This is a genomic window from Pseudomonas sp. K8, from assembly GCF_014889455.1.
Classification (GTDB): Bacteria; Pseudomonadota; Gammaproteobacteria; order Pseudomonadales; family Pseudomonadaceae; genus Aquipseudomonas; species Aquipseudomonas veronii.
Genome location: NZ_VJWO01000004.1, coordinates 168,885 through 194,689 on the forward strand (window position 1 = coordinate 168,885; position 25,805 = coordinate 194,689).

A 25,805-nucleotide genomic window follows, 5' to 3' on the forward strand; every position below is an offset into this window, starting at 1 on the left:
GAGGAGCCAAAACCACCGCTGGCGGGACCGTCGTCGGCGGTTTGACGGGCTTTCGCATCACCCAAGTGGACATCGCCCTTGAAGGTGAGGACCGGGGGTTGGGCTCACTTGAGACCTGCTTGCGGTCGCGCCAGAACATTTATGAGGAGGAACGATCCCTAAAGCGTCGCCTGGCGCACCTGTTTCTCCAATTCAACCTTCAAACCGGGCTCCAACTTGAGCTGTCGCGCCAGCTCATCCAGGTACGCCTTCTCCATAAAGTTCTCCTCATCCACCAGCATCACACTGGCGATGTACATCTCGGCGGCCATTTCCGGGGTGCCGGCGGCCCGCGCCACGTCGGCCGGGTCGAGGGGTTTGTTCAGCTCGCCGTGCAGCCAGCTTTGCAATTCACGGTCGTTATCCAGCTTGTTGAATTCACCTTCGATCAGCGCGCGCTCGCGCTCATCCACATGCCCGTCGGCCTTGGCCGCCGCCACCAATGCCTTGAGGATGCCCTGGCTGTGTTGCTCGACCTGGGCTGGCGGCAGGCGGTCGATGGTCTGCGGCTCGCCTTGGGGCGCGCTGGCCTGTTGCGCCTGCCAGTTGCCATAGGCTTTGTAGGCGATCACGCCCAATGCCGCCAACCCGCCATAGGTCAGGGCCTTGCCGCCGAATTTGCGCGCTTTTTTATTGCCCAGCAGCAGGCCCATGGCCCCAGCGGCCAGGGCCCCGCCGCCAGCGCCGCCGAGCAAACTGCCGAGCCCGCCACTGCCGAGCAGGCCGCCGAGGGCGCCTTTGTCGTCGGATTTGCGCTGGCCGCCGGCCTTGTTCTGCAACATGTCCTGACCAGACTTGAGCAGTTGTTCGAGTAATCCACGGGTATTCATGCGTAGCCTCCAGACACCAGGGTTCATAAGACCAATAGACTCCCAGCGTAAAACTTAGCGCCAAAAAACCCCGATCTAGAGTGCTTCCAGATGTAACGCGGCTATCCTTCGGTTAAATCGATATACACTCGAGCAAATCGATAAAAACACCCCACTGGTAACTCCAGCATGATGACCTTGCGTCAGATCCGCCACTTCATCGCCGTGGCCGAGACCGGTTCGATCTCCGCCGCTGCGCAAACCGCGTTTATTTCGCAGTCGACCCTGACCCTGGCGATCCAGCAATTGGAACAGGAAATCGGCGTCAACCTGTTCAACCGCCACGCCAAGGGCATGACCCTGACCCACCAGGGCCATCAGTTCCTGCGCCAGGCGCACTTGATCCTGGCCACCGTCGACAACGCCAAGCGCAGCCTGCAGCAGAGCACCGACCAGGTGGCCGGGCAATTGATCGTCGGCGTGACCAGCCTGGTGGCCGGTTATTACCTGGCCGACCTGCTCACCCGCTTCCAACGCGCCTACCCCAATGTGGAAATCCGCGTGATGGAGGATGAGCGCCCGTACATCGAGCATTTGCTGGTCAGCGGCGAGATCGATGTGGGCGTGTTGATCCTCTCCAACCTCGAAGACCGCCACGCCCTGCAGACCGAAGTACTCACCCACTCGCCCCACCGCCTATGGCTGCCGGCGCAACATCCGCTGCTGGAGCACGACAGCATCAACCTGGCCGATGTGGCGCGTGAGCCGTTGATTCAGCTGAACGTCGACGAAATGGGCCACAACGCTCAACGCATGTGGGCCTCTGCCTGCCTGCAACCACACGTCACTTTGCGCACCGCCTCCACCGAAGCCGTGCGCAGCCTGGTGGCCGCCGGCCTGGGCGTGTCGATCCAGCCGGACATGACCTACCGCCCCTGGTCCCTGGAAGGCGACATTATCGAAGCGCGCCCCATCGCCGACCTCAGCCAGACCCTCGACGTCGGCCTCGCCTGGCGCCGTGGCACCGCGCGCCCGGCACTGGTCGACCCGTTCCTGACCGTGGCGCGGGAACAGCCGCACCCACGCAAGCCATCTATTTAATCGAATGCTGCATTCAGTATTTAGTATTTGTTGACCTCGCGCCTGACCTCTAGTCTCTGTGCATCCATAAGAGAAGTCGGGCGCCTTGTAAGAGAACGCCCATGGCCACACAAGAAAAGAGATCGCGAAAAATGTCCGCTGCGCCCACCCCGCTGCTTACTGCGTTGCTGATCGACGGCGAACTGGTCCAGGGCCAGGGCTTTGTCGAACCGATTCTCAACCCAGCCACGGGCGAAGTGCTGACCCAGATCGCCGAAGCCAGCATCGAACAGGTCGAAGCCGCGATCCTCGCCGCCCACCGCGCATTTGCCGGCTGGTCCCGCACCACGCCGCAGCAACGTTCGAACATTCTGCTGGGCATCGCCGATGCCATCGAGCACCAAGCCGACTACCTGGCCCGCCTCGAATCCCTGAACTGCGGCAAACCGTTGCACCTGGCCCGCCAGGATGACTTGAGCGCCACCGTCGATGTGTTCCGCTTCTTTGCCGGCGCCGTGCGCTGCCAGACCGGCCAGCTCAGCGGCGAATACCTGCCGGGCTACACCAGCATGGTGCGGCGTGACCCGATTGGCGTGGTGGCCTCGATTGCGCCGTGGAATTACCCGCTGATGATGGCCGCGTGGAAGATCGCCCCCGCCCTCGCCGCCGGTAATACCCTGGTGTTCAAGCCGTCGGAACACACGCCGCTGTCGATCCTCGCCCTCGCTCCAGCGCTCAACCAGTTGTTGCCGCGCGGGGTGATCAACATTGTGTGCGGCGGCGGCGAAGGCGTCGGCAGCCATCTGGTCAGCCACCCGAAGGTGCGGATGGTGTCGTTGACCGGCGATATCGTCACCGGACAAAAGATCCTGCAAGCCGCGTCAAAAACCCTTAAACGCACGCACCTGGAACTGGGCGGCAAGGCGCCAGTGATCGTGTGCAACGACGCCGACCTGCAAGCCGTGGTCGAAGGCGTGCGCGCCTACGGCTACTACAACGCCGGCCAGGACTGCACCGCCGCGTGCCGCATCTACGCCCAGGCGGGGATTCACGACAAATTGGTCGCCGACCTGGGCGCGGCGGTCAGCAGCCTGCGCTTTGCTGGCAAGCGCGATGCCGACAACGAACTCGGCCCGCTGATCAGCACGCGCCAGCGCGACCGCGTCGCCAGCTTTGTCGAACGCGCCCTCGGCCAGCCGCATATCGAACGCGTCACCGGCGCCGCCGTGCATTCCGGCGCGGGCTTCTTTTATCAGCCGACCTTGCTCGCCGGCTGTAAACAAAGTGACGAAATCGTCCAGCGCGAAGTGTTCGGCCCGGTGGTCACCGTGACCCGCTTCGACGAACTGGAACAAGCGGTGGACTGGGCCAACGACTCCGAATACGGCCTGGCCTCGTCGGTGTGGACGCAGAACTTGGACAAGGCCATGCAGGTGGCGGCGCGCCTGCAATACGGCTGCACCTGGATCAACAGCCATTTCATGCTGGTCAGCGAAATGCCCCACGGCGGCTTGAAGCGCTCCGGGTACGGCAAAGATCTGTCCAGCGATTCGCTACAGGACTACAGCGTGGTGCGGCACATCATGGCCCGCCACGGCCAGCACCTTTAAAACAACAACTAAGCTCAAGCGTCACCGGCTGCAAAAAACTGCCCCGACCATAATTAAAGAAGAGGGATTCCCCATGTCCGCGCATAAGACCGCACTGCTCAGTGCCCTGACCACCGCGCTGCTGGCCAGCGCCAGCCTGCAGGCCGCCGAACCGCTCAAAGCGGTAGGCGCCGGCGAAGGCCAGCTGGATATCGTCGCCTGGCCCGGCTATATCGAACGGGGCGAAAGCGACAAGGCTTACGACTGGGTCACAGGTTTCGAGAAGGAAACCGGCTGCAAGGTCAATGTGAAAACCGCCGCTACCTCTGACGAAATGGTCAGCTTGATGGCCAAGGGCGGTTACGACCTGGTCACCGCGTCAGGCGATGCGTCGCTGCGGTTGATCGTCGGCAAGCGGGTGCAGCCGATCAATACCGCGTTGATCCCCAACTGGAAGACTATCGACCCGCGCCTGAAAGACGCGCCGTGGTACGTGGTCGGCCAGCAAACCTACGGTACTCCGTACCAGTGGGGGCCGAACGTGCTGATGTACAACACCAACGTGTTCAAGACCGCGCCCACCAGTTGGAATGTGCTGTTCGAAGCGCAGAACCTGCCGGACGGCAAGCCGAACAAAGGCCGCGTGCAAGCCTACGACGGCCCGATCTACATCGCCGATGCGGCGCTGTACCTCAAGTCGACCAAGCCGGAGCTGGGCATCCAGAGCCCCTACGAGCTGACCGAAACCCAGTACAAAGCCGTGCTCGACCTGTTGCGCGCGCAACAACCGTTGATCCACCGCTACTGGCACGACACCACCGTACAGATGAGTGACTTCAAGAACGAAGGCGTGGTCGCCTCCAGCGCCTGGCCGTATCAGGTCAACGGCCTGATCAACGAGAAGCAGCCGATTGCCTCGACCATTCCCAAGGAAGGCGCCACCGGCTGGGCCGACACCACCATGCTGCACAGCGAGGCCAAGCACCCGAACTGCGCCTATAAATGGATGGACTGGTCGCTGCAGCCGAAGGTCCAGGGCGATGTCGCCGCCTGGTTCGGCTCCCTGCCAGCGGTGCCGGCGGCCTGTACCGGCAGCGAATTGCTCGGCGCCGAGGGCTGCAAGACCAACGGCTTCGACCAGTTCGACAAGATCGCCTTCTGGAAAACCCCGCAGGCTGAGGGCGGCAAGTTCGTGCCGTACAGCCGCTGGACCCAGGATTACATCGCGATCATGGGCGGGCGCTAATCCCCCCTGTGGGAGGGGGCTTGCTCCCTCCCACATTGACCGCATTCACAGATGTTCTGTTTTTTCAGAAGTCCAGGCCGGGCCGCTGCGACGACCCGCGCCTTTTGGGAGCACCGCACCATGACGCTTGCAGTCCAATTCACCCACGTTTCCCGTCAGTTCGGCGAAGTGAAAGCCGTTGACCGGGTTTCCATCGATATCCAGGACGGCGAGTTCTTTTCCATGCTCGGCCCTTCCGGCTCGGGCAAGACCACCTGCCTGCGCCTGATCGCCGGGTTCGAGCAGCCGAGCGCAGGCTCGATCCGGATTCATGGCGAGGAAGCCGCCGGCTTGCCGCCGTATCAGCGTGACGTCAACACGGTATTCCAGGATTACGCGCTGTTCCCCCACATGAATGTACGCGACAACGTGGCCTACGGCCTGAAAGTCAAAGGCGTGGGCAAGACCGAGCGCCTCGACCGCGCCGAAGAAGCCCTGACCATGGTCGCCCTCGGCGGCTACGGCGAGCGCAAGCCGGTGCAGCTCTCCGGCGGCCAGCGCCAACGGGTCGCCCTGGCCCGCGCACTGGTCAATCGCCCGCGCGTGTTGCTGCTGGATGAACCGCTGGGTGCCCTCGACCTCAAGCTGCGCGAACAGATGCAAAGCGAGCTGAAAAAGCTGCAACGCCAGCTCGGCATCACGTTTATCTTCGTGACCCACGACCAGACCGAAGCGCTGTCGATGTCCGACCGCGTGGCCGTGTTCAACAAGGGCCGCATCGAACAGGTCGACACCCCGCGCAACCTCTATATGAAACCGGCCACCGCGTTCGTCGCCGAATTCGTCGGCACCTCCAATGTGATTCGCGGCGATTTGGCCCAGCGCCTCAGCGGCAGCCCGCAGCCGTTCTCGATCCGCCCGGAGCACGTGCGCTTTGCCGAAGGCCCGCTGGCGGCCGACGAAGTGGAAATCAGCGGCCTGTTGCATGACATCCAGTACCAGGGCAGCGCCACCCGCTACGAACTGAAACTGGCGAACGGACAGGCGTTGAACATCAGCCAGGCGAATAACCAGTGGCTGGACATCAGCAACGGCTATCAGGTCGGCCAGCCCATCACCGCACGCTGGGCGCGGGCCGCCATGACCACCCTGACCGACCACGCAGGCGAGGTGTGACATGAGCCTGACCCAAGCGCCGATGCGCAGGTTTTCCAACCTGCTGTATCGCAGACCCAACCTCTACCTGGCAATGCTGCTGATACCGCCGCTGATCTGGTTCGGCGCGATCTACCTGGGCTCGTTGCTGACCTTGCTGTGGCAAGGCTTCTACACGTTCGATGACTTCACCATGGCGGTCACGCCGGACCTGACCCTGGCCAACTTCGCCGCATTGTTCCAGCCATCGAACTTCGACATCATCCTGCGCACCCTGAGCATGGCGATCGTAGTGTCGCTCGCCAGCGCCATCGTCGCCTTCCCCATCGCCTATTACATGGCGCGCTACACCACGGGCAAGACCAAGGCGTTCTTTTATATCGCGGTGATGATGCCGATGTGGGCCAGCTATATCGTCAAGGCATATGCCTGGACCCTGCTGCTGGCCAAGGGCGGCGTGGCGCAATGGTTTGTGCAGCACCTGGGGCTGGGGCCGCTGTTGCAGTTCGTGCTGGGGATCCCCGGCGTGGGCGGCAGCACCTTGAGCACCTCGCACCTGGGGCGGTTCATGGTGTTCGTCTACATCTGGCTGCCGTTCATGATCCTGCCGATCCAGGCGTCGCTGGAGCGTTTGCCGCCATCGTTGCTGCAAGCCTCGGCCGACCTGGGCGCCAAGCCGCGCCAGACCTTCATGCAGGTGATCCTGCCGCTGTCGGTGCCGGGGATTGCCGCCGGTTCGATCTTCACGTTTTCGCTGACCCTGGGCGACTTCATCGTGCCGCAACTGGTCGGGCCGCCGGGCTATTTCGTCGGCGGCATGGTGTACGCCCAGCAAGGCGCCATCGGCAACATGCCCATGGCCGCGGCGTTCACCCTGGTGCCGATCGTGCTGATCGCGGTTTACCTGTCCATCGTCAAACGCCTGGGGGCCTTCGATGCACTCTGAGAAATCATCCATCGGCCTGAAGATCGCGGCCTGGGGCGGCTTGGTGTTTCTGCACTTCCCGATCCTGATCATCTTCCTGTATGCCTTCAACACCGAAGAGGCGGCATTCAGCTTTCCACCCCAGGGCTTCACCCTGAGGTGGTTCAGCGTGGCGTTCGCCCGCCCGGATGTGCTCGAAGCGATCAAGCTGTCGCTGCAGATCGCGGCCATCGCCACCCTGATCGCCATGGTGCTCGGCACCCTCGCTTCAGCCGCGCTGTATCGCCGCGAGTTCTTCGGCAAGCAAGGTGTGTCGCTGATGCTGATCCTGCCGATCGCGCTGCCGGGGATCATCACCGGTATCGCCCTGCTGGCGACGTTCAAGACCCTGGGCATCGAGCCGGGGATGTTCACCATCATCGTCGGCCACGCGACCTTCTGCGTGGTGATCGTCTACAACAACGTCATCGCCCGCTTGCGCCGCACCTCCCACAGCCTGATCGAAGCCTCGATGGACCTGGGCGCCGACGGCTGGCAGACCTTCCGCTACATCATCATGCCCAACCTCGGCTCGGCGCTGCTGGCCGGCGGCATGCTGGCGTTTGCGCTGTCATTCGACGAAATCATCGTCACCACCTTCACCGCCGGGCATGAGCGCACCTTGCCGCTGTGGCTGCTCAACCAGTTGAGTCGCCCACGGGATGTGCCGGTGACCAACGTGGTGGCGATGCTGGTGATGATCGTGACGATGTTCCCGATTCTGGGTGCCTATTACCTGACCCGCGGCGGTGAAAGCGTGGCAGGCAGTGGTGGCAAATAATGTGGGTATTGGAGAAGTGCCCCCCCACACTCAGAGCCGGTTTCTTCAGGGCAATAACAACAGTTTTTTGGAGGAGTGAACCATGCAAACCAAACTCTTGATCAACGGCCAACTGGTCGAAGGCGAAGGCCCGGCGCAGGCCGTATTCAACCCGGCGTTGGGCCGTGTGCTGGTGGAAATCAACGAAGCCAGCGAAGCCCAGGTCGACGCCGCTGTGCGGGCCGCCGATGCAGCGTTTGAAAGCTGGTCACAGACCACGCCCAAGGATCGCTCGCTGTTGCTGCTGAAACTGGCGGACGTGATCGAAGCCCACGGCGAAGAACTGGCCAAGCTGGAATCGGACAACTGCGGCAAACCCTACAGTGCGGCACTGAACGACGAGATCCCGGCGATTGCCGACGTGTTCCGCTTTTTTGCCGGTGCCAGCCGCTGCATGAGCGGCTCGGCCGGCGGTGAATACCTGCCGGGCCACACCTCAATGATCCGCCGCGATCCGGTGGGCGTGATCGCCTCCATCGCCCCGTGGAACTACCCGCTGATGATGGTCGCCTGGAAAATCGCCCCAGCCCTGGCCGCCGGTAATACCGTGGTGCTCAAGCCGTCGGAACAAACCCCGCTGACCGCGTTGCGCATGGTCGAACTGGCGTCGGAGATCTTCCCGGCCGGCGTGCTCAACCTGGTCTTCGGCCGTGGGCCCACCGTGGGCAGCCCGTTGGTGAACCACCCGAAAGTACGCATGGTGTCGCTGACCGGCTCCATCGCCACGGGCGCCAACATCATTTCCAACACCGCCGACCGCGTGAAGCGCATGCACATGGAACTGGGCGGCAAGGCGCCAGTGATCATCTTCAACGACGCAGACATCGACGCGGCGGTGGAAGGCATCCGCACCTTCGGTTTCTACAACGCCGGCCAGGATTGCACTGCGGCGTGCCGCATCTATGCCCAGGCGGAAATCTACGACGCGTTCGTCGAGAAGCTCGGCGCGGCAGTCGCCAGTATCAAGTACGGCTTGCAGGATGACCCGACCACCGAACTGGGCCCGCTGATCACCGCGCAACACCGCGACCGCGTGGCCGGTTTCGTCGAACGTGCCGTGGCGCAGCCGCATATCCGCCTGGTCACCGGCGGCAAGGCGGTGGAAGGCAACGGCTTCTTCTTTGAGCCGACGGTTTTGGCCGATGCGCAGCAGGACGATGAGATCGTGCGTCGCGAGGTGTTCGGGCCGGTGGTGTCGGTGACCAAGTTCGCCGATGAAGCACAGGTGCTGGGCTGGGCCAACGATTCGGACTACGGTCTGGCGTCATCCGTATGGACCGCCGACGTGGGACGCGCCCATCGCTTGGCTGCGCGCTTGCAGTATGGCTGCACCTGGGTGAACACCCACTTCATGCTCGTCAGCGAAATGCCTCACGGCGGTCAGAAACTGTCGGGGTATGGCAAGGACATGTCCATGTATGGGCTGGAGGACTACACCACCGTGCGCCATGTGATGTTCAAGCACTGAACCTCGCCCTGATACCTTGACTGTAGGAGCAAGCTTGCTCGCGAAGAACGCCAACGATAATGCGGGGCATCCGATTAAACGCGGTGTCCAGGCGCCTGTCGCGAGCAAGCCCCCGCCCACATTGGATCTTCATAATTCCTGGGTAATGTGCTCACTCAAAGCCCGGAAATGTCTTGTCTCATTTGCCAAGCCATCATCCCGCCATCAATCATTTTTCCTACGCCATCGAACCGCTTAAGCTATGCGGCGTCTGTTTAATGTCCGTTGCGTTTGGCCGAAGGCATGTCCGAACCGTTATCTTTGATCCAGCACGCGCCAGGGCCGGCGCGGGATTTGCTCACGACAGGTTGTCTCTATGCACCGCAGGAATTTGCTTAAAGCGTCCATGGCCATTGCGGCTTACACCGGTTTATCGGCCAGCGGCCTGTTGGCTGCGCAAGCCTGGGCCGGGAACCGCGCCGCCGACGGCAAGGCCGTGGCGTTCGACTTCGAAACGCTGAAGACCCAGGCCAGGCAACTCGCCGGGACCGCCTATAAAGACACCAAACAGGTGCTGCCGCCCACCCTGGCGACCATGACCCCGCAAAATTTCAATGCCATCGGCTACGACGGCAAACGCTCGCTGTGGAAGGAAGTGAACGGCCAGTTGGACGTGCAGTTTTTCCACGTCGGCATGGGCTTCAAGACGCCCGTTCGCATGCACGCCGTCGACCCCACGACCCGTGAGGCCCGCGAAGTGCATTTCCGCCCTTCGCTGTTCAACTATGAAAAAACCACGGTCGACACCCAACAACTGACCGGCGACCTGGGTTTCTCCGGCTTCAAGCTGTTCAAGGCGCCGGAACTGGATCGCCATGACGTGCTGTCGTTTCTCGGCGCCAGTTACTTCCGCGCGGTGGATTCCACGGGGCAATATGGCCTTTCCGCACGCGGCCTGGCGATCGATACCTACGCGAAAAAGCGCGAGGAATTCCCCGACTTCACGCAGTTCTGGTTCGAAACCCCGGATAAAAATGCCACGCGCTTTGTGGTCTACGCCCTGCTCGACTCGCCGAGCGCCACCGGCGCCTACCGTTTCGATATCGACTGCCAGGCCAACCAGGTGGTCATGGCAATCGACGCCCATATCAATGCGCGCACCGCCATCGAACAACTGGGCATCGCGCCGATGACCAGCATGTTCAGCTGCGGCACCCACGAGCGGCGCATGTGCGACACCATCCACCCGCAGATCCACGACTCGGACCGCCTGGCGATGTGGCGCGGCAACGGCGAGTGGATCTGCCGCCCGCTGAACAACCCGGCCAAGCTGCAATTCAATGCGTTCGCCGACACCGACCCGAAAGGCTTCGGCCTGGTGCAGACCGACCATGAGTTCGCCAGCTACCAGGACACCGTCGACTGGTACAGCAAGCGCCCAAGCCTGTGGGTCGAACCGACCACCGCGTGGGGCGAAGGCTCGATCGACCTGCTGGAGATCCCGACCACCGGCGAGACCCTGGACAATATCGTGGCCTTCTGGACCCCGAAAAAACCGGTGGCCGCCGGTGACTCGCTCAACTATGGCTACAAGTTGTACTGGAGCGCCCTGCCACCGGTGAGCACGCCGTTGGCGCAAGTCGACGCCACGCGTTCAGGCATGGGCGGCTTCACCGAAGGCTGGGCACCGGGCGAACATTACCCGCCAGTCTGGGCGCGGCGGTTTGCCGTGGACTTCAAGGGCGGCGGCCTGGATCGCCTGGCAGCCGGCACCGGGATCGAGCCGGTGGTGACCTGTTCCCACGGCGAGGTGAAAGACTTCAGCGTGCTGGTGCTCGACAGCATCAAGGGCTATCGCATCCTCTTCGACTGGTACCCGACCAGCGACAGCGTGGAGCCAGTGGAACTGCGCCTGTTTATCCGCACGCAGGACCGCACCTTGAGTGAAACCTGGTTGTATCAGTACTTCCCGCCGGCACCGGAGCAGCGTAAATACACCTGACACCGTGACCGACCATGTGAGAGCGGGCTTGCCCGCCCCCACATGGGGTCACAGCCCGCTCAGAACCGCGACACACTCTTCATCGCCCCAATCAAATAGCGCATCGCCACCTGATCGTTCTCGGTCAAGGCGCGATACTGCGCGAGCAATTCAGCTTCATCGGAACTCAACCTTCGGGCACGCAAGGACACCCTGCGGGTCAGAAAAGACGCCACCACACCCGCTACACCATAGGACTTGGCCATGGACTGTTTCTCCTGATATCGATCAAAAACTCCGTGTGCCCATTACCCGCCTGCCGTGAAGCGCAATGCCCCGGTAGACAAACCGACTGACTCCCTGGGCCAGAAATCAGACGTACCCTAAGCGTAGAAACAATCTCATGACGTGTGGGATTTTTTTAGAGTATTCACTTAAATAATTGGGTCAGGAATAAATACCTACAGCCCTATCCCACAGCGCCTGGCAAAAAAAACCCACCGGATAAGGGTGGGTTTTGTTGGAACCTAAGAAGGCTCAATCCCTGAGATCAGACTCATGAATCGGCTGCTCCCGATGGGTCGCCCGCTGGTACTGGGCCGGCCAGGTCGCCTTGCGCCCGCCCAGGTCATCGTCGGCATGCAATGGCCAATACGGGTCACGCAGCAGCTCGCGGGCGAGGAAGATGATGTCGGCCTGGCAGGTACGCAGGATGTGTTCGGCCTGGGCCGGCTCGGTAATCATGCCCACGGTGCCGGTAGCGATGCCCGACTCTTTGCGCACACGCTCGGCAAACCGCGTCTGGTAGCCGGGGCCGATGGGGATCTCGGCGTTGGCGGCGGTGCCGCCGGAGGACACGTCGATCAGGTCGACCCCCAAAGCTTTCAGGCGACGTGCCAGTTCCACGGTTTCATCGGGGTTCCAGCCGTCCTCCACCCAATCGGTGGCTGACACCCGCACAAACAGCGGCAGGTCTTGCGGCCAGACTTCGCGCACCGCTTCGGTGACTTGCAGCACCAGGCGGATACGGTTTTCAAAGGTGCCGCCGTACTGGTCCTGACGCTGATTGCTGATGGGCGAGAGGAATTGATGCAGCAGGTAACCGTGAGCAGCGTGGATCTCCACCACTTTGAAACCGGCGGTCAACGCGCGCTTGGCGGCGGCGACGAAGTCGGCGATCACTTGCTCGATCTGCGCCTCGTCCAGCGACCTGGGCTGCGTGTGGTTCGGGTCAAAGGCAATCGGCGAGGGCCCCACCGGCACCCAGCCGCCGTCTTGCGGCTTGAGGCTGCCGTGTTTGCCGATCCACGGCCGATGGGTACTGGCTTTGCGCCCGGCGTGAGCCAGTTGAATCCCGGCCACGGCGCCCTGGGCAGTGATAAAGCGCGTGATGCGTTGCAGCGGGGCGATCTGTGCGTCGTTCCACAGGCCCAGGTCTTCGGCGGTGATACGGCCCTCGGCGGTCACGGCGGTGGCTTCGGTGAAAATCAGCCCCGCCCCGCCGACAGCGCGGCTGCCGAGGTGGACCAGGTGCCAGTCGTTGGCCAGGCCATCGACGCTGGAGTACTGGCACATCGGCGACACGGCAATGCGATTGAGCAGGGTCAATTGGCGCAGGGTATACGGTTCGAGCAACTGACTCATGGCGCACCTCTTCTTGGCTTTTTGGGCACTTCTGTAGGAGCGAGCTTGCTCGCGAAAGCCTCATGGGCACCGCGTTTATCCAGGATCGACGCGTTACCGTTAAGGTTTTTCGCGGGCAAGCCCGCTCCTACACAACAGTGCTTAGAGCCTAGTCGACAACGAGGGATTGCACAGGGTTCAGAAGACAAAGCGGGAGCCGATTGCCGGCTCCCGTCCAACAACCGCTTACATTTCGACCTGGGTGCCCAGCTCGATCACCCGGTTGACCGGGAGTTTGAAGAACCGCAGGTTGCCGTTGGCGTTCTTCAACATGAACGCAAACAAGCCTTCGCGCCAGCGGGCCATGCCTTTGATGCGCGAGGCGATGACCGTTTCGCGGCTGAGGAAGTACGTGGTACGCATCGGGCTGAAATCCAGATCATCCAGGTGGCACAGCTTCAGCGCTTCGGGCACGTCCGGCTCATCGGTGAAACCGAAGTGCAGGATCACGCGGAAGAACCCTTCACCGTAGGCATCCACCTCGAAGCGCCGTGCGGCGGGAACGCGGGGAATGTCTTCGTAGACCACCGTCAGCAACACCACTTGCTCGTGCAACACCTGGTTATGCAGCAGGTTATGCAACAGCGCATGGGGCACCGCGTCGGGCCGCGCGGTGAGGAACACGGCGGTGCCCTGCACGCGATGGGGCGGCTGCACGCGGATACTGCTGATAAAGATCGGCAGCGGCAGGCCGCCCTCGTCGAGGCGGTCCATCAGCAGTTCCTTGCCGCGTTTCCACGTCGTCATCAGGATAAACAGCACAATCCCCGCCAATACCGGGAATGCACCGCCCTGGACGATTTTCGGCACGTTGGCGGCGAAGAACAGCCCGTCGACCAACAGGAAACCGATCAGTACCGGAATCGCCAACACCGGTGGCCATTTCCACAGCAACAGCATCACTGCCGACACCAGGATGCTGGTGATCAGCATGGTGCCGGTGACCGCCACGCCGTAGGCTGAAGCCAGCGCGTTGGACGACTCGAAACCCAGCACCAGCAGGATCACGCCGACCATCAGCGACCAATTCACCGCGCCGATGTAGATCTGGCCCTGTTCGGCGCTGGACGTATGCTGAATGTGCATGCGCGGGATGTAACCCAGTTGGATCGCCTGACGGGTCAGGGAGAACGCGCCGGAAATCACCGCCTGGGACGCAATCACCGTGGCCAGGGTAGACAACACCACCAACGGAATCAGCGCCCAGCTCGGTGCGAGCAGGTAGAACGGGTTACGCGCCGCTTCGGGGTTTTCCAGCAGCAACGCACCTTGGCCGAAATAGTTGAGCACCAGCGCCGGCAGCACCAGGGCGAACCAGGCACGGGCAATGGGTTTGCGCCCGAAGTGGCCCATGTCGGCGTACAGCGCTTCGGCACCGGTCAATGCCAGCACCACGGCGCCGAGAATCGCCACACCCATGCCTGGGTGGACTATGAAGAAACGCACACCCCACACCGGGTTCAATGCGTTGAGCACTTCCGGATGCTGGCTGATGCCATGCACGCCCAGGCCCGCCAGCACCAGGAACCACAACACCATGACCGGCCCGAACAGCTTGCCGATACGGTCGGTGCCATGTTTCTGGATCAGGAACAGCCCCACCAGCACCACCAGCGACAGCGGTACGACCCAGCGTTCAAGCCCTTCGAAGGCCAGTTCCAGGCCTTCTACCGCCGAGAGCACCGAGATTGCCGGGGTGATCATGCTGTCGCCGTAAAACAGCGCCGCGCCGATCAACCCGAGAATCACCAGCACCGAACGCAGCTTCGGATACGGCGACGCCGCTCGCCGCGCCAACGCAGTGAGGGCCATGATCCCGCCCTCGCCCTGGTTGTCGGCGCGCAGGATGAACAACACGTACTTGATCGAAACGACCCAGATCAGCGACCAGAAGATCAGCGCCAGTATCCCGAAGACTCCGTCCTGGTTGACCTGAACCCCATACCCTCCACCGAACACCTCTTTAAGGGTATAGAGCGGGCTGGTCCCGATATCGCCATAAACCACCCCGACCGCTGCCACCAGCATGCCAATCGGCTTGGCATTGGAATGCTCGGCACCCGCTGCCTGACTACTTGCCTGACCCATCAACCACTCCTGCCCTATACCTGAGGTCTCTTATAAACAACGCATCTAAGCGGACCTTAGCATGCGCTGTTTTACTTCTCGTAACAGACGTTTTGTTGACCCAAGGATTTCACCCGTTCGCAACGGCGCGAAGCATAGCGCAGCACTCGTCGTATTTCCCTGCATAAAGCTGGTCAAGTGCGTTGCCCGTCGCTAGAATTGCGCACTTTTTGATCAGAGGCACAAAAGCATGCTCTTTTACGAGCGCGCCAAGTGCCCGTCTACCGCCTTGTCGTGCCCGACTGGCGGCGTCATTCAATACCGAGGTTAGACATGTCCACCACCATCGCAAAAGCCAACCCCAAGGTCGGCTTTGTTTCCCTGGGCTGCCCGAAGGCTCTGGTCGACTCCGAACGCATCCTGACGCAACTGCGCATGGAAGGTTATGACGTCGTGTCCACTTACCAGGACGCGGACGTGGTGGTGGTCAACACCTGTGGCTTCATCGACTCGGCCAAGGCGGAATCCCTGGAAGTGATCGGCGAGGCCATCAAGGAAAACGGCAAGGTCATCGTCACCGGCTGCATGGGTGTGGAAGAAGGCAATATCCGCAACGTACACCCGAGCGTGCTGGCCGTGACCGGCCCGCAGCAGTACGAGCAGGTGGTCAACGCCGTGCATCAAGTGGTGCCGCCGCGCCAGGACCACAACCCGCTGATCGACCTGGTGCCGCCGCAAGGCATCAAGCTGACCCCGCGTCACTACGCGTACCTGAAGATTTCCGAAGGCTGCAACCACAGTTGCAGCTTCTGCATCATCCCGTCGATGCGCGGCAAGCTGGTCAGCCGCCCGGTGGGCGATGTGCTGGACGAAGCCCAGCGCCTGGTCAAATCCGGCGTGAAAGAACTGCTGGTGATCTCCCAGGACACCAGCGCCTACGGCGTCGACGTGAAATACCGCACCGGTTTCTGGAACGGCGCGCCGGTGAAAACCCGCATGACCGAGCTGTGCGAAGCCCTCAGCAGCCTGGGCGTGTGGGTGCGCCTGCATTACGTGTACCCGTACCCGCACGTGGACGAGTTGATCCCGTTGATGGCCGCCGGCAAGATCCTGCCGTACCTGGACATCCCGTTCCAGCACGCCAGCCCGAAAGTGCTCAAGGCCATGAAACGCCCGGCCTTCGAAGACAAGACCCTGGCGCGCATCAAGAACTGGCGCGAGATCTGCCCGGAACTGATCATCCGTTCGACCTTCATCGTCGGCTTCCCGGGCGAAACCGAAGAAGACTTCCAGTACCTGCTCGACTGGCTGACCGAAGCCCAACTGGACCGCGTCGGCTGCTTCCAGTACTCGCCGGTCGAAGGCGCCCCGGCCAACCTGCTGGACCTGGCCGTAGTACCGGATGACGTCAAGCAGGACCGTTGGGAGCGCTTCATGGCGCACCAGCAGGCGATCAGCTCGGCGCGCCTGCAACTGCGCATCGGCAAGGAAATCGAAGTGCTGATCGACGAAGTCGACGAGCAAGGCGCCGTAGGCCGCTGCTTCTTCGACGCCCCGGAAATCGACGGTAACGTATTTATCGACGACGCCAGCGGTTTGAAACCCGGCGACAAGGTCTGGTGTACGGTGACCGATGCCGACGAATACGACCTGTGGGCCGAAAAGCGCGACTGATCGCATCAGGCGCGGATAAAAAAGTGAAAAAGCCCTGCTTCTGGACAAGATGCGGGGCTTTTTTGGGTCTATCGTTTTGCCCATCGACACCGAACATCCACAAAGGGCAGCGGGCATGCGTCAGCATTCGGTTATCCACACCCCTAAAACCAGCGACTACGCCGAGTTGGCGCGGATCTGGGAGGCGTCGGTGCGCGCCACCCATGACTTTCTGCCGGACAGCTACATCACGCTGCTGAAAAACCTGGTGCTGACCCGCTACCTCGATGCGGTGATGCTGATCTGCACCAAGGACACGCGCCAGCGCATCACCGGGTTCGCCGGGGTGGCCGCGGGCAAGGTCGAGATGCTGTTCATCGACCCGCAGCACCGTGGCCAGGGCCTCGGCCGGCAATTGCTGCGTTACGCGATCGAGCGCATGAACGCCGATGAGCTGGACGTCAACGAACAGAACCCGCAGGCGCTGGGCTTTTACTTCAAGCAAGGCTTCGAAGTCATCGGCCGCACGGAGCATGATGGCCTGGGGCAGCCTTATCCGCTGCTGCACATGCGTTTGCGCCAGGTGCAGCAAGAGGCGCGTCAGGGCTAAATGAAATGGGGCCGGGATTAACCGCGCCCACACAGGTACAATAGCGGCCCCCTTTTGCTACGGCCCTTGTCATGACTGACCCCATACGCCTCTCCAAACGCCTTATCGAACTGGTCGGTTGCTCCCGTCGGGAGGCTGAGCTGTTTATCGAAGGCGGCTGGGTCTCGGTGGACGGTGAAGTGATCGACGAGCCACAGTTCAAGGTCACCACCCAGAAGGTCGAACTGGACCCCGAGGCCAAGGCCACCGCGCCAGAGCCTGTGACCATCCTGCTGCACGCGCCGGTGGGCGTGGATGCCGAGACGGCAATGGCGTCGATCAGCGCCGAAACGCTGTCGGAAGAACACCGCTTCAGCAAGCGCCCGCTCAAGGGCCACTTCCTGCGCCTGACCGCCAGCGCTGACCTGCAAGCCAAGGCCAGCGGCCTGCTGGTGTTCACCCAGGATTGGAAGATTCTGCGCAAACTGACCGCCGATGCCGCCAAGATCGAGCAGGAATACGTGGTGGAGGTCGAAGGTGACATGGTTGCTCACGGCCTGAACCGCCTCAACCATGGCCTGACCTACAAAGGCAAAGAGCTGCCGGCGGTGAAAGCCAGCTGGCAGAACGAAAACCGCCTGCGCTTTGCGATGAAAAACCCGCAACCGGGGGTGATCGCCTTGTTCTGCGAAGCTGTCGGCTTGAAAGTCATCGCCATCCGTCGTATCCGCATCGGCGGCGTGTCCATCGGCAAGGTGCCGGTCGGCCAATGGCGTTACCTGTCCGGCAAAGAGAAGTTCTGAGCCACTCCCCCTTTTTCGACACCGCCTGCGTGGGCGGTGTCCACCGTTGAAAACCAGGATTGCCCACCATGATTCACAACGACGTACTGCGCAGCGTGCGCTACATGCTCGACATCAGCGACAACAAGATGGTCGAGCTGATCAAACTCGGCGGCATGGACGTGACCAAGGAAGACCTGCTGACTTACCTCAAGAAAGACGAGGAAGAAGGCTTTGTGTTCTGCCCGGACGAGGTCATGGCGCACTTCCTTGACGGCCTGGTGATTTTCAAGCGCGGCAAGGACGACAGCCGTCCGCCGCAACCGATCGAAACCCCGGTGACCAACAACATCATCCTCAAGAAGCTGCGCGTGGCCTTCGAACTGAAGGAAGACGACATGCACGCCATCCTCAAGGCTGCCGAGTTCCCGGTGTCCAAGCCTGAGCTGAGCGCGCTGTTCCGCAAGTTCGGCCACACCAATTACCGCACCTGCGGCGATCAGTTGCTGCGCAACTTCCTCAAGGGCCTGACCCTGCGGGTTCGCGCGTAAGCCATGAGTTACCAGGTCTCGCCCGTCGGCTTCGTGCGCTCCTGCTTCAAGGAGAAGTTCGCCATCCCGCGCCAACCGCAACTGGCGCCTGCCGCCCGCGGCGTGCTGGAGCTGGTCGCGCCGTTCGACCACGGCGAGGCGGTGCAGGGCCTGGAGCAGGTCAGCCATGTGTGGCTGCTGTTTCTGTTCCACCAGGCCCTGGAAGACAAACCCCGCCTGAAAGTGCGCCCGCCCCGTCTGGGCGGCAATAAGTCCATGGGCGTGTTTGCCACCCGTGCGACCCATCGGCCCAACGGGATTGGCCAGTCGGTGGTGAAGCTGGACAAGGTCGAACCGGGCCGGTTGTGGATCTCCGGGATCGATCTGCTCGATGGCACGCCGGTGCTGGATATCAAGCCGTATGTGCCGTATGCCGACATTGTCGACAACGCCACCAACGGCATCGCCAATGGCACGCCGCCACTGATTCCCGTGCAGTGGCGGAAGACGGCTCTGCACCAGGCGCAAGGCCACGCTCAGCGCCTTGCTGAACCGCTGGTGGCGTTGATCGAACAGTGTTTGGCACAAGACCCGCGGCCGGCCTATCAAACGCCCGGGCCCGAGCGGGAATATGGCGCGCAGTTCTGGGACGTGGATGTGCGCTGGCACTATCCCGAGGCGGGCGTCATCTGTGTACTGGAAGTGATTGCAGCTAAATAAACCAAAAACCAATGTGGGAGGGAGCTTGCTCCCGATAGCGGCGGGTCAGTCACCGGATGCATTGACTGACACTCAGCAATCGGGAGCAAGCTCCCTCCCACATTTTTTTGACCGCGCTTACTTCTCGACGAAGGCGCGTTCGATCAGGTAGTCACCCGGTTCACGCATGCGTGGCGAAACTTTCAGGCCGAAGCTGTTCAACACTTCGCTGGTCTCGTCCAACATGCTTGGGCTGCCGCACAGCATGGCGCGGTCGTCCTGGGGGTTGATCGGTGGCAGGCCGATATCGCGGAACAGCTTGCCACTGCGCATCAGGTCGGTCAGACGGCCTTGGTTTTCGAACGGTTCGCGGGTCACGGTGGGGTAGTAGATCAACTTTTCACGCAGGGCTTCGCCGAAGAATTCATTCTGCGGCAGGTGCTTGGTGATGAATTCGCGGTAGGCGACTTCGTTGACGTAACGCACGCCGTGGCACAGGATCACTTTTTCGAAACGCTCATAGGTTTCCGGGTCCTGGATCACGCTCATAAATGGCGCAAGGCCGGTACCGGTGCTGAGCAGGTACAGGTGTTTACCCGGCTTCAAATCGTCAAGCACCAGGGTGCCTGTCGGTTTTTTGCTGATGATGATCTCGTCGCCTTCCTTCAGATGCTGCAACTGGGAAGTCAGCGGGCCATCAGGCACCTTGATGCTGAAGAACTCCAGATGCTCTTCCCAGTTCGGGCTGGCAATCGAATAAGCGCGCATGAGCGGGCGGCCGTTGGGTTGTTGCAGGCCGATCATCACGAACTGACCGTTCTCGAAGCGCAAGCCCGGATCGCGGGTGCACTTGAAGCTGAACAGAGTGTCGTTCCAGTGATGAACACTGAGGACACGCTCGTGGTTCATGTTGCTCATGTACGGGGGACTCCTGGAGATGGGTCTGCGCCAAAATGATAAGTGCGCAATTGCACAGCATTCTAATGGCGGCGACAATATCTGTTAACTGGATTATTAAGATAAGGGTTATCGGTTATATCGATATGCGATTTACTCTCCGTCAACTGCAAGTCTTCGTCGCCGTCGCCCAGCAGGAAAGCGTCTCACGCGCTGCTGGCCTTCTGGCCTTATCTCAATCCGCCGCCAGCACCTCAATCACCGAGCTGGAGCGTCAATCCAGCTGCCAGTTATTCGACCGGGCGGGTAAACGCCTGAGCCTCAACGCCCTCGGCCGTCAGTTGTTGCCCCAGGCGGTAGCCCTGCTGGACCAGGCCAAGGAGATCGAAGACCTGCTCAACGGCAAGTCTGGCTTCGGTTCACTGGCCGTCGGCGCCACGCTGACCATCGGCAATTACCTGGCCACGCTGCTGATCGGCAGCTTCATGCAGCAGCACCCCGAGAGCCAGGTGAAGCTGCACGTGCAGAACACTGCACATATCGTGCACCAGGTTGCGCATTATGAAATTGACTTGGGTCTAATCGAAGGCGACTGCAGCCACCCGGATATCGAAGTGCAGACCTGGGTGGAAGATGAGCTGGTGGTATTTTGCGCGCCTCAGCATCACCTGGCCCAGCGCGGCGTAGCGACCATGGAGGAATTGACCCATGAAGCGTGGATTCTGCGCGAACAGGGCTCGGGCACGCGCCTGACCTTTGATCAGGCCATGCGCCATCATCGCAGCGTGCTGAACATTCGCCTCGAGCTGGAACACACCGAAGCGATCAAGCGTGCGGTGGAGTCGGGGCTGGGGATTGGCTGCATTTCCCGGCTGGCGCTGCGCGATGCTTTCCGCCGCGGCAGCCTGGTGCCGGTAGAAACCCCGGACCTGGACCTGGCCCGGCAGTTCTACTTCATCTGGCACAAGCAGAAGTACCAGACCTCGGCGATGCGCGAGTTTCTCGAGCTGTGCCGCGCCTTCACCGCCGGGGTTCAGCGCAGCGACGAAATCGTGCTGCCGAACATTGCCTGAGGCTTAGATCAGGATCACGGCCCACACCAGGGTGATCATGGTCAGTGCCACGAATTGCGCGGCGCTGCCCATGTCCTTGGCGTTTTTCGACAGTGGGTGACGGTCCAGGGAAATGCGGTCGATGGCCGCTTCCACGGCTGAGTTGAGCAACTCGACGATCAACGCAAGCAGGCACACCGCGATCAACAGCGCCCGTTCGACGCGGCTGACATGCAGGAAAAAACTCAGCGGGATCAGGATGACGTTCAGCAACACCAACTGACGGAACGCCGCCTCACCGGTGAAGGCTGCGCGCAGGCCATCCAGGGAATAGCCCCCTGCGTTGAAGATACGTTTGATACCGGTTTGACCCTTGAAAGGCGACATAAATGTAGGCAACTGAACCAAAGAAGTGGGAAAACTAGATCACGCGAAGTCAAAAAAGCGTGAATCGACAATAGCTTAATGCTGCGAAATTGACTCAAGTTGTTGCAAGAGCAACGCCGCCTGGGTTCGCGTTCGCACCCCCAGCTTGCGAAAGATCGCGGTGACGTGGGCCTTGATGGTCGCTTCCGACACGCTCAACTCGTAGGCGATCTGCTTGTTCAACAAGCCTTCGCAGACCATGGTGAGCACCCGGAACTGCTGGGGCGTCAAGCTGGCCAGGCCATCGCGGGCAGCCTTGGCTTCGTCGGACACGTTGATCTCTTCAAACGCTTGCGGCGGCCAGGACACATCGCCCTCCAGCACCGCGCGCACGGCTTTCTGGATCTCTTCCATGGAGCTCGACTTGGGAATGAAACCGCTGGCGCCAAACTCCTTGGAGCGCACCACTACATCGGCTTCTTCCTGGGCCGAGACCATCACCACGGGAATCTGCGGGTATTGCCCGCGCAACAGCACCAGCCCCGAAAACCCATAGGCGCCAGGCATGTTCAGGTCGAGCAGCACCAGGTCCCAGTCGGATTTTTCGGTGAGGCGGGTTTCCAGCTCGGCAATGCTGGCCACTTCAACCAGACGGACATCGGGGCCCAAGCCCAGCGTTACTGCCTGATGCAGCGCACTGCGAAACAGCGGGTGGTCATCAGCTATCAGGATTTCGTATGTGGCCATTGATTAAATGATCCTGTTTTTTATGGCAGCCCTGATGGGTTCAGGGTTCGCCAATACACAAGGTAACGGCCAGGCAGCCATCACCACAGGGCATGCTCAACGTCAAAAGCACCTGAAACGACGTTGGAAATTCACGGTTGCGCCCTGATCGGCGCCCAGCATGCCCAGCGCAGCCTGGGTGGTCAAGCACTACGCCAATGGGCAGTTTAGCGGTTGTCGGATTTACGGTGCCATCATGCAAACGTCGTCTGGTTATACCGCCGGGATGTAGGGCGCTAGACGAGTATGGACGATATCCGTCGAGTCCAGCGGTAACTGGAACTTGGCGGCCAGATAATGGGTGCTGAACACATCAAGGTAAGCGTCCAGCACTTCGCTGGCCGCGTCGTCGTCGGCCAGTTCCAGGCACAGCGCGGCGACTTCGGCGGTGCAGAAATGATCATCCCGCTTGGAACGACGCAGTTTGTAGCGCGACAACTGCTCGGGAGCCAGGCTGAGGACCGGCAAATGCTCCAAATAGGGACTTTTGCGGAACATCTTGCGCGCTTCGCTCCACGTGCCGTCCAGCAGGATAAACAGCGGGCGTTTGCCCTCCCCCACCTTGACCTCACTGACAACCCGTTCCGGCGCGACAAATTCGCCGGGGAACACGATGTAGGGCTGCCACTGCGGGTCAGCCAGTAAAGTGAGCAGCCCGGGGTCGACCTCGGTGCGTGACCAGGCGAACGCGCTGGTGTCGTCAATCACATCGGCGATCAGCCAGCCGGTGTTGCTGGGCTTCATCGGTTCGACGTCGTGCATCAACAGGCACATCGCAGACCGGGCCTGGACCTTGGGCCGCCAGGCACACAAGCAATACGCGGGGATCACCCGGCAGCCGGGGCAGCGCTCGGCACGCGAACCCCGATTGACGAAAGGCCTGATGGCGCGCGCCAGGCGCTGGGTACGCAGACGAGAGACGGCGTGGCTCATCGGATGCGCCGCACGGAAAGGAAAATCGACACTGGGGGAACTCGAGGAAGGCTTAAGTGGCCGCAGTTTACCAGAGCCACACGCACTTCCCAGCAATACGCCTGGCTGTACCGGCCAGGGCTCACCTATAATTGCGCGCCACTGAACGCACAGCCCAGTGGCTGGTCTATGCACCAGTAACCGAATCAGGAGAGTTTCATGCTGCGTTCCATGCTGCGTCTTGTCGCCCCATCCGTCGCCCTCGCGCTGGTCTTGCCTGTTGGCGCCCAGGCGGCCTCGCTGCTGGAGGCCCAAATGAACAAGAAGCTGCAAAGCGTCGCGGCTGAAAGCAACAAAGACCTGCCCCGGGAAATCGATGAAAAAACCCTGGAAGTGGCCTACACCGTTGAAGGCATGCAGTTGATCGATCACCTCAGCGTGCAGCCTGATCGTGCCGAACAGATGCGTGCCAACCCCAAGGCGGTGTATTTCCAGCTCGGACAAAGCGTGTGCCTGAACCACGGCTACCGCGAGCTGATGGCCAAGGGCGCGGTGATGCGCTACGAGATCACCGAAAACAAGACCAACCGCCCGGTGGCTTCGGTGAAATTCGTCGAAGCAGACTGCCCGGCACCGACTGCGGCGAAGAAGAAAAAGTAACTCGCGCATGCCCCCCGCGCGCTGCTGTCCAGTGGCGCGCAATTCCCTCGTTTGTGTTTGCCGCCGAACGCTGCACGCTGTGACGTGAGACCAATAAGCGGTTGCCAGCCAAGGGTTTTTCGGCCCATGATCGTCTCATTCCCACAACCCGCTCAGCCCAGTTCCCATGCTGTTCTGTAACATTTTCAGGGCAAAACAGAGTTGTCCTCCTGCCATGTGCAGTGCAAAGGTTTTTAAATCACAAGGAACATACAGAGTCGCGCTTTGCCGCTTGGCGAACACCGTGCAATGCCATGGGCATGCAGCGACACATGCAGTGTCGTGGCCACGGACGAATATTTCGCCGCCCGCCCAGGCTCTGTGAAGAAGGAGAAGTTGAATGCCTTACGAACCGAATGACCGCCTGCTCCAGCATTTTGAAGCAAACGGGGTCGACCTCACGCAGCAGGTCGAAGCTCAACTCCAGTTGATCGCACCCAACAGCCCGAATATCCCCCTTTACCGCGACATGATCCTCACCGCGCTACGCATGGCACAGGACGACCGCAGCCGCTGGAACGCCAAAATCACCTTGCAAGCCATCCGCGAACTGGACCACGCCTTCCGCGTGCTGGAACAGTTCAAGGGGCGGCGCAAAGTCACGGTATTCGGCTCGGCGCGCACGCCGGTGGAAAGCCCGATCTATGCCCTGGCCCGGGAAGTGGGCGCGGCACTGGCGCGCTCCGATCTGATGGTGATCACCGGCGGCGGCGGCGGGATCATGGCCGCCGCCCACGAAGGTGCCGGCCTGGAGCACAGCCTGGGCTTCAACATTACCCTGCCGTTCGAACAGCATGCCAACCCGACCATCGACGGCACCGAGAACCTGCTGTCGTTCCACTTCTTCTTTACGCGCAAGCTGTTCTTCGTCAAGGAGGCCGATGCGCTGGTGTTGTGCCCCGGCGGTTTCGGCACCCTGGATGAAGCGCTTGAAGTGTTGACGCTGATCCAGACCGGCAAGAGCCCACTGGTGCCGGTGGTGTTACTCGATGCACCAGGTGGTGGCTTCTGGCAAGGCGCCCTGGACTTTATCCGCAGCCAGCTGGAAGCCAATCGCTATGTGCTGCCTACCGACCTGAAGCTGATGCGCCTGGTGTACAGCGCTGAAGACGCGGTGGACGAGATCAACCAGTTCTATGCCAACTTCCACTCTACCCGCTGGCTGAAGCGTGAGTTTGTGATACGCATGAATCATCCGCTCAGTGAGCGGGCGCTGGCTCAGGTGCAAAAAGAGTTCGCTAGCCTGCGACTGAGTGGAGACTTCCAGCAGCTCGCCTACACCGGAGAAGAGCACGATGAGCCGCAGTTCAGTCATCTGACGCGACTGGTGTTCAACTTCAACGGGCGTGATCAGGGCCGGTTGCGGGAGTTGGTGGATTACATCAACTTGCCGGAGAACTGGGCGCAGGCTCAGGGCAAGACACAACAACGGGTGGCGCCGGAGCCGGCGTGATTTTTGAGCAAAAAAAAAGGCCCGCTATTTTCATAGCGGGCCTTTTATTTTTTGCGTTGTTCAGTCGTCCATGTCCCGACCGCTGAACAACCGATTGATCATTTCCATCGAAAACCCGCGATAACTCAGGAAGCGCCCTTGTTTCGCGCGTTCCCTGGCATCAATCGGAAGATGCCCAGAAAACTTGCGACGCCAGGTATCTTCCAGCTGTGACTGCCAGCTGATACCGCACTCGCGCAGGGCGAGGTCGATGTCGGCGCGTTGCAGGCCGCGCTGGCTCAGCTCTTCACGAATTCGCGCCGGGCCGTAGCCGGAGCGCGCTCGGTAGGACACAAAACTTTCGAGGTAACGGGCTTCCGACAGCAGCCCTTCTTCCGTCAACCGGTCGAGGGCAGTGTCGATCATCTCGGCGGACGCACCGCGCTGACGCAGTTTACGCGTCAGTTCGACTCGACCATGCTCGCGACGCGCGAGCAGGTCCATCGCAGTGCGCCGAACGGCGACGAGTGTATCCAGCACAACGGTCAT

Annotated in this window: 25 protein-coding genes; 16 read left to right on the forward strand and 9 right to left on the reverse strand. The window is 61.3% G+C overall.

Annotated features, from left to right (window positions below; all coding sequences use genetic code 11):
• Positions 1–158: 158 nt before the first annotated feature.
• Positions 159–869 (reverse strand): tellurite resistance TerB family protein, encoded by a 711-nt coding sequence (locus INT12_RS04925; RefSeq protein ID WP_017844685.1) that lies wholly within the window; start codon positions 867–869, stop codon positions 159–161.
• A 168-nt stretch (positions 870–1,037) separates the two neighbouring features.
• Here INT12_RS04925 and INT12_RS04930 point away from each other — a divergent pair, with 168 nt between their 5' ends.
• From INT12_RS04930 to INT12_RS04965, 8 genes are all read left to right on the forward strand, one after another.
• Complete coding sequence (locus tag INT12_RS04930) at positions 1,038–1,949, forward strand: LysR family transcriptional regulator (protein ID WP_017844684.1); 912 nt, start codon at positions 1,038–1,040, stop codon at positions 1,947–1,949.
• Between the two features lie 131 nt (positions 1,950–2,080).
• Positions 2,081–3,538, forward strand: coding sequence for a gamma-aminobutyraldehyde dehydrogenase (locus tag INT12_RS04935; protein WP_017844683.1), 1,458 nt, complete (start codon positions 2,081–2,083; stop codon positions 3,536–3,538).
• 73 nt (positions 3,539–3,611) lie between these two features.
• Positions 3,612–4,763 carry a putative ABC transporter substrate-binding protein YdcS gene (gene ydcS / locus INT12_RS04940; RefSeq protein ID WP_017844682.1) on the forward strand — a complete coding sequence of 384 codons (1,152 nt, stop codon included), beginning with the start codon at positions 3,612–3,614 and terminating at the stop codon, positions 4,761–4,763.
• A gap of 120 nt (positions 4,764–4,883) precedes the next feature.
• A complete protein-coding gene (locus INT12_RS04945) occupies positions 4,884–5,918 on the forward strand; it encodes an ABC transporter ATP-binding protein (protein ID WP_017844681.1) in 1,035 nt (344 codons plus the stop codon).
• Between the two features lies 1 nt (position 5,919).
• Complete coding sequence (locus tag INT12_RS04950; protein ID WP_046484936.1) at positions 5,920–6,843, forward strand: ABC transporter permease; 924 nt, start codon at positions 5,920–5,922, stop codon at positions 6,841–6,843.
• A complete protein-coding gene (locus tag INT12_RS04955) occupies positions 6,833–7,642 on the forward strand; it encodes an ABC transporter permease (RefSeq protein ID WP_010563467.1) in 810 nt (269 codons plus the stop codon). The genes INT12_RS04950 and INT12_RS04955 overlap by 11 nt, the downstream gene beginning before the upstream one ends.
• Positions 7,643–7,724: 82 nt before the next feature.
• The gene (locus INT12_RS04960; RefSeq protein ID WP_046484929.1) at positions 7,725–9,149 is read left to right on the forward strand and encodes a gamma-aminobutyraldehyde dehydrogenase; all 1,425 of its coding nucleotides are present in this window, start codon (positions 7,725–7,727) and stop codon (positions 9,147–9,149) included.
• 355 nt (positions 9,150–9,504) lie between these two features.
• Complete coding sequence (locus tag INT12_RS04965; RefSeq protein WP_169883785.1) at positions 9,505–11,130, forward strand: glucan biosynthesis protein D; 1,626 nt, start codon at positions 9,505–9,507, stop codon at positions 11,128–11,130.
• 59 nt (positions 11,131–11,189) lie between these two features.
• Here INT12_RS04965 and INT12_RS04970 read toward each other — a convergent pair whose 3' ends face one another.
• From INT12_RS04970 to INT12_RS04980, 3 genes are all read right to left on the reverse strand, one after another.
• On the reverse strand, positions 11,190–11,375 hold the full coding sequence (locus INT12_RS04970) for a hypothetical protein (protein WP_017844677.1): 186 nt from the start codon (positions 11,373–11,375) through the stop codon (positions 11,190–11,192).
• A 271-nt stretch (positions 11,376–11,646) separates the two neighbouring features.
• Positions 11,647–12,753: an NADH:flavin oxidoreductase/NADH oxidase gene (locus INT12_RS04975; protein ID WP_017844676.1), complete on the reverse strand. Its 1,107-nt coding sequence runs from the start codon at positions 12,751–12,753 to the stop codon at positions 11,647–11,649.
• 225 nt (positions 12,754–12,978) lie between these two features.
• Positions 12,979–14,880, reverse strand: a complete 1,902-nt coding sequence (locus INT12_RS04980) for a potassium transporter Kup (RefSeq protein WP_017844675.1) — start codon at positions 14,878–14,880, stop codon at positions 12,979–12,981.
• A 312-nt stretch (positions 14,881–15,192) separates the two neighbouring features.
• Here INT12_RS04980 and rimO point away from each other — a divergent pair, with 312 nt between their 5' ends.
• From rimO to tsaA, 5 genes are all read left to right on the forward strand, one after another.
• Positions 15,193–16,533, forward strand: a complete 1,341-nt coding sequence (gene rimO / locus INT12_RS04985; RefSeq protein WP_046384502.1) for a 30S ribosomal protein S12 methylthiotransferase RimO — start codon at positions 15,193–15,195, stop codon at positions 16,531–16,533.
• Between the two features lie 115 nt (positions 16,534–16,648).
• Positions 16,649–17,122, forward strand: a complete 474-nt coding sequence (locus INT12_RS04990; protein ID WP_126586102.1) for a GNAT family N-acetyltransferase — start codon at positions 16,649–16,651, stop codon at positions 17,120–17,122.
• Positions 17,123–17,193: 71 nt separating this feature from the next.
• Entirely contained in the window at positions 17,194–17,904 is a 711-nt protein-coding gene (locus INT12_RS04995) for an rRNA pseudouridine synthase (protein ID WP_053254683.1), read from the forward strand.
• A 68-nt stretch (positions 17,905–17,972) separates the two neighbouring features.
• Positions 17,973–18,434: a DUF1456 family protein gene (locus tag INT12_RS05000; RefSeq protein WP_017844671.1), complete on the forward strand. Its 462-nt coding sequence runs from the start codon at positions 17,973–17,975 to the stop codon at positions 18,432–18,434.
• A 3-nt stretch (positions 18,435–18,437) separates the two neighbouring features.
• Positions 18,438–19,133: a tRNA (N6-threonylcarbamoyladenosine(37)-N6)-methyltransferase TrmO gene (tsaA, locus tag INT12_RS05005; RefSeq protein WP_193058773.1), complete on the forward strand. Its 696-nt coding sequence runs from the start codon at positions 18,438–18,440 to the stop codon at positions 19,131–19,133.
• Between the two features lie 117 nt (positions 19,134–19,250).
• Here the strand turns inward: tsaA and fpr are convergent, their stop codons facing one another.
• Positions 19,251–20,030: a ferredoxin-NADP reductase gene (fpr, locus tag INT12_RS05010; protein WP_017844669.1), complete on the reverse strand. Its 780-nt coding sequence runs from the start codon at positions 20,028–20,030 to the stop codon at positions 19,251–19,253.
• A gap of 125 nt (positions 20,031–20,155) precedes the next feature.
• Here fpr and INT12_RS05015 point away from each other — a divergent pair, with 125 nt between their 5' ends.
• Entirely contained in the window at positions 20,156–21,082 is a 927-nt protein-coding gene (locus INT12_RS05015; RefSeq protein ID WP_017844668.1) for a LysR family transcriptional regulator, read from the forward strand.
• Positions 21,083–21,085: 3 nt separating this feature from the next.
• Here INT12_RS05015 and INT12_RS05020 read toward each other — a convergent pair whose 3' ends face one another.
• The 3 genes from INT12_RS05020 to INT12_RS05030 form a co-directional block, all read right to left on the reverse strand.
• Positions 21,086–21,448 carry a diacylglycerol kinase gene (locus tag INT12_RS05020; RefSeq protein ID WP_017137081.1) on the reverse strand — a complete coding sequence of 121 codons (363 nt, stop codon included), beginning with the start codon at positions 21,446–21,448 and terminating at the stop codon, positions 21,086–21,088.
• Between the two features lie 75 nt (positions 21,449–21,523).
• The gene (gene erdR / locus INT12_RS05025; RefSeq protein WP_017844666.1) at positions 21,524–22,174 is read right to left on the reverse strand and encodes a response regulator transcription factor ErdR; all 651 of its coding nucleotides are present in this window, start codon (positions 22,172–22,174) and stop codon (positions 21,524–21,526) included.
• Between the two features lie 252 nt (positions 22,175–22,426).
• Positions 22,427–23,146: a tRNA-uridine aminocarboxypropyltransferase gene (locus INT12_RS05030; protein ID WP_193040198.1), complete on the reverse strand. Its 720-nt coding sequence runs from the start codon at positions 23,144–23,146 to the stop codon at positions 22,427–22,429.
• 198 nt (positions 23,147–23,344) lie between these two features.
• On the opposite strand from INT12_RS05030, the gene INT12_RS05035 reads away from it, so the two are divergent.
• Together INT12_RS05035 and INT12_RS05040 are read left to right on the forward strand one after the other, a co-directional pair.
• Positions 23,345–23,785 carry a PA3611 family quorum-sensing-regulated virulence factor gene (locus tag INT12_RS05035; RefSeq protein ID WP_017844664.1) on the forward strand — a complete coding sequence of 147 codons (441 nt, stop codon included), beginning with the start codon at positions 23,345–23,347 and terminating at the stop codon, positions 23,783–23,785.
• Positions 23,786–24,164: 379 nt separating this feature from the next.
• Positions 24,165–25,277 carry a TIGR00730 family Rossman fold protein gene (locus INT12_RS05040; protein ID WP_104903823.1) on the forward strand — a complete coding sequence of 371 codons (1,113 nt, stop codon included), beginning with the start codon at positions 24,165–24,167 and terminating at the stop codon, positions 25,275–25,277.
• Between the two features lie 60 nt (positions 25,278–25,337).
• Here the strand turns inward: INT12_RS05040 and recX are convergent, their stop codons facing one another.
• Positions 25,338–25,805: a recombination regulator RecX gene (gene recX, locus INT12_RS05045; RefSeq protein WP_017844662.1), complete on the reverse strand. Its 468-nt coding sequence runs from the start codon at positions 25,803–25,805 to the stop codon at positions 25,338–25,340.

Bases quoted from the DNA above. Each gene is read 5' to 3' on its own strand.
- INT12_RS04925 (WP_017844685.1), bottom strand. From the start codon at position 869: ATGAATACCCGTGGATTACTCGAACAACTGCTCAAGTCTGGTCAGGAC.
- INT12_RS04930 (WP_017844684.1), top strand. From the start codon at position 1,038: ATGATGACCTTGCGTCAGATCCGCCACTTCATCGCCGTGGCCGAGACC.
- INT12_RS04935 (WP_017844683.1), top strand. From the start codon at position 2,081: ATGTCCGCTGCGCCCACCCCGCTGCTTACTGCGTTGCTGATCGACGGC.
- ydcS (WP_017844682.1), top strand. From the start codon at position 3,612: ATGTCCGCGCATAAGACCGCACTGCTCAGTGCCCTGACCACCGCGCTG.
- INT12_RS04945 (WP_017844681.1), top strand. From the start codon at position 4,884: ATGACGCTTGCAGTCCAATTCACCCACGTTTCCCGTCAGTTCGGCGAA.
- INT12_RS04950 (WP_046484936.1), top strand. From the start codon at position 5,920: ATGAGCCTGACCCAAGCGCCGATGCGCAGGTTTTCCAACCTGCTGTAT.
- INT12_RS04955 (WP_010563467.1), top strand. From the start codon at position 6,833: ATGCACTCTGAGAAATCATCCATCGGCCTGAAGATCGCGGCCTGGGGC.
- INT12_RS04960 (WP_046484929.1), top strand. From the start codon at position 7,725: ATGCAAACCAAACTCTTGATCAACGGCCAACTGGTCGAAGGCGAAGGC.
- INT12_RS04965 (WP_169883785.1), top strand. From the start codon at position 9,505: ATGCACCGCAGGAATTTGCTTAAAGCGTCCATGGCCATTGCGGCTTAC.
- INT12_RS04970 (WP_017844677.1), bottom strand. From the start codon at position 11,375: ATGGCCAAGTCCTATGGTGTAGCGGGTGTGGTGGCGTCTTTTCTGACC.
- INT12_RS04975 (WP_017844676.1), bottom strand. From the start codon at position 12,753: ATGAGTCAGTTGCTCGAACCGTATACCCTGCGCCAATTGACCCTGCTC.
- INT12_RS04980 (WP_017844675.1), bottom strand. From the start codon at position 14,880: ATGGGTCAGGCAAGTAGTCAGGCAGCGGGTGCCGAGCATTCCAATGCC.
- rimO (WP_046384502.1), top strand. From the start codon at position 15,193: ATGTCCACCACCATCGCAAAAGCCAACCCCAAGGTCGGCTTTGTTTCC.
- INT12_RS04990 (WP_126586102.1), top strand. From the start codon at position 16,649: ATGCGTCAGCATTCGGTTATCCACACCCCTAAAACCAGCGACTACGCC.
- INT12_RS04995 (WP_053254683.1), top strand. From the start codon at position 17,194: ATGACTGACCCCATACGCCTCTCCAAACGCCTTATCGAACTGGTCGGT.
- INT12_RS05000 (WP_017844671.1), top strand. From the start codon at position 17,973: ATGATTCACAACGACGTACTGCGCAGCGTGCGCTACATGCTCGACATC.
- tsaA (WP_193058773.1), top strand. From the start codon at position 18,438: ATGAGTTACCAGGTCTCGCCCGTCGGCTTCGTGCGCTCCTGCTTCAAG.
- fpr (WP_017844669.1), bottom strand. From the start codon at position 20,030: ATGAGCAACATGAACCACGAGCGTGTCCTCAGTGTTCATCACTGGAAC.
- INT12_RS05015 (WP_017844668.1), top strand. From the start codon at position 20,156: ATGCGATTTACTCTCCGTCAACTGCAAGTCTTCGTCGCCGTCGCCCAG.
- INT12_RS05020 (WP_017137081.1), bottom strand. From the start codon at position 21,448: ATGTCGCCTTTCAAGGGTCAAACCGGTATCAAACGTATCTTCAACGCA.
- erdR (WP_017844666.1), bottom strand. From the start codon at position 22,174: ATGGCCACATACGAAATCCTGATAGCTGATGACCACCCGCTGTTTCGC.
- INT12_RS05030 (WP_193040198.1), bottom strand. From the start codon at position 23,146: ATGAGCCACGCCGTCTCTCGTCTGCGTACCCAGCGCCTGGCGCGCGCC.
- INT12_RS05035 (WP_017844664.1), top strand. From the start codon at position 23,345: ATGCTGCGTTCCATGCTGCGTCTTGTCGCCCCATCCGTCGCCCTCGCG.
- INT12_RS05040 (WP_104903823.1), top strand. From the start codon at position 24,165: ATGCCTTACGAACCGAATGACCGCCTGCTCCAGCATTTTGAAGCAAAC.
- recX (WP_017844662.1), bottom strand. From the start codon at position 25,805: ATGACCGTTGTGCTGGATACACTCGTCGCCGTTCGGCGCACTGCGATG.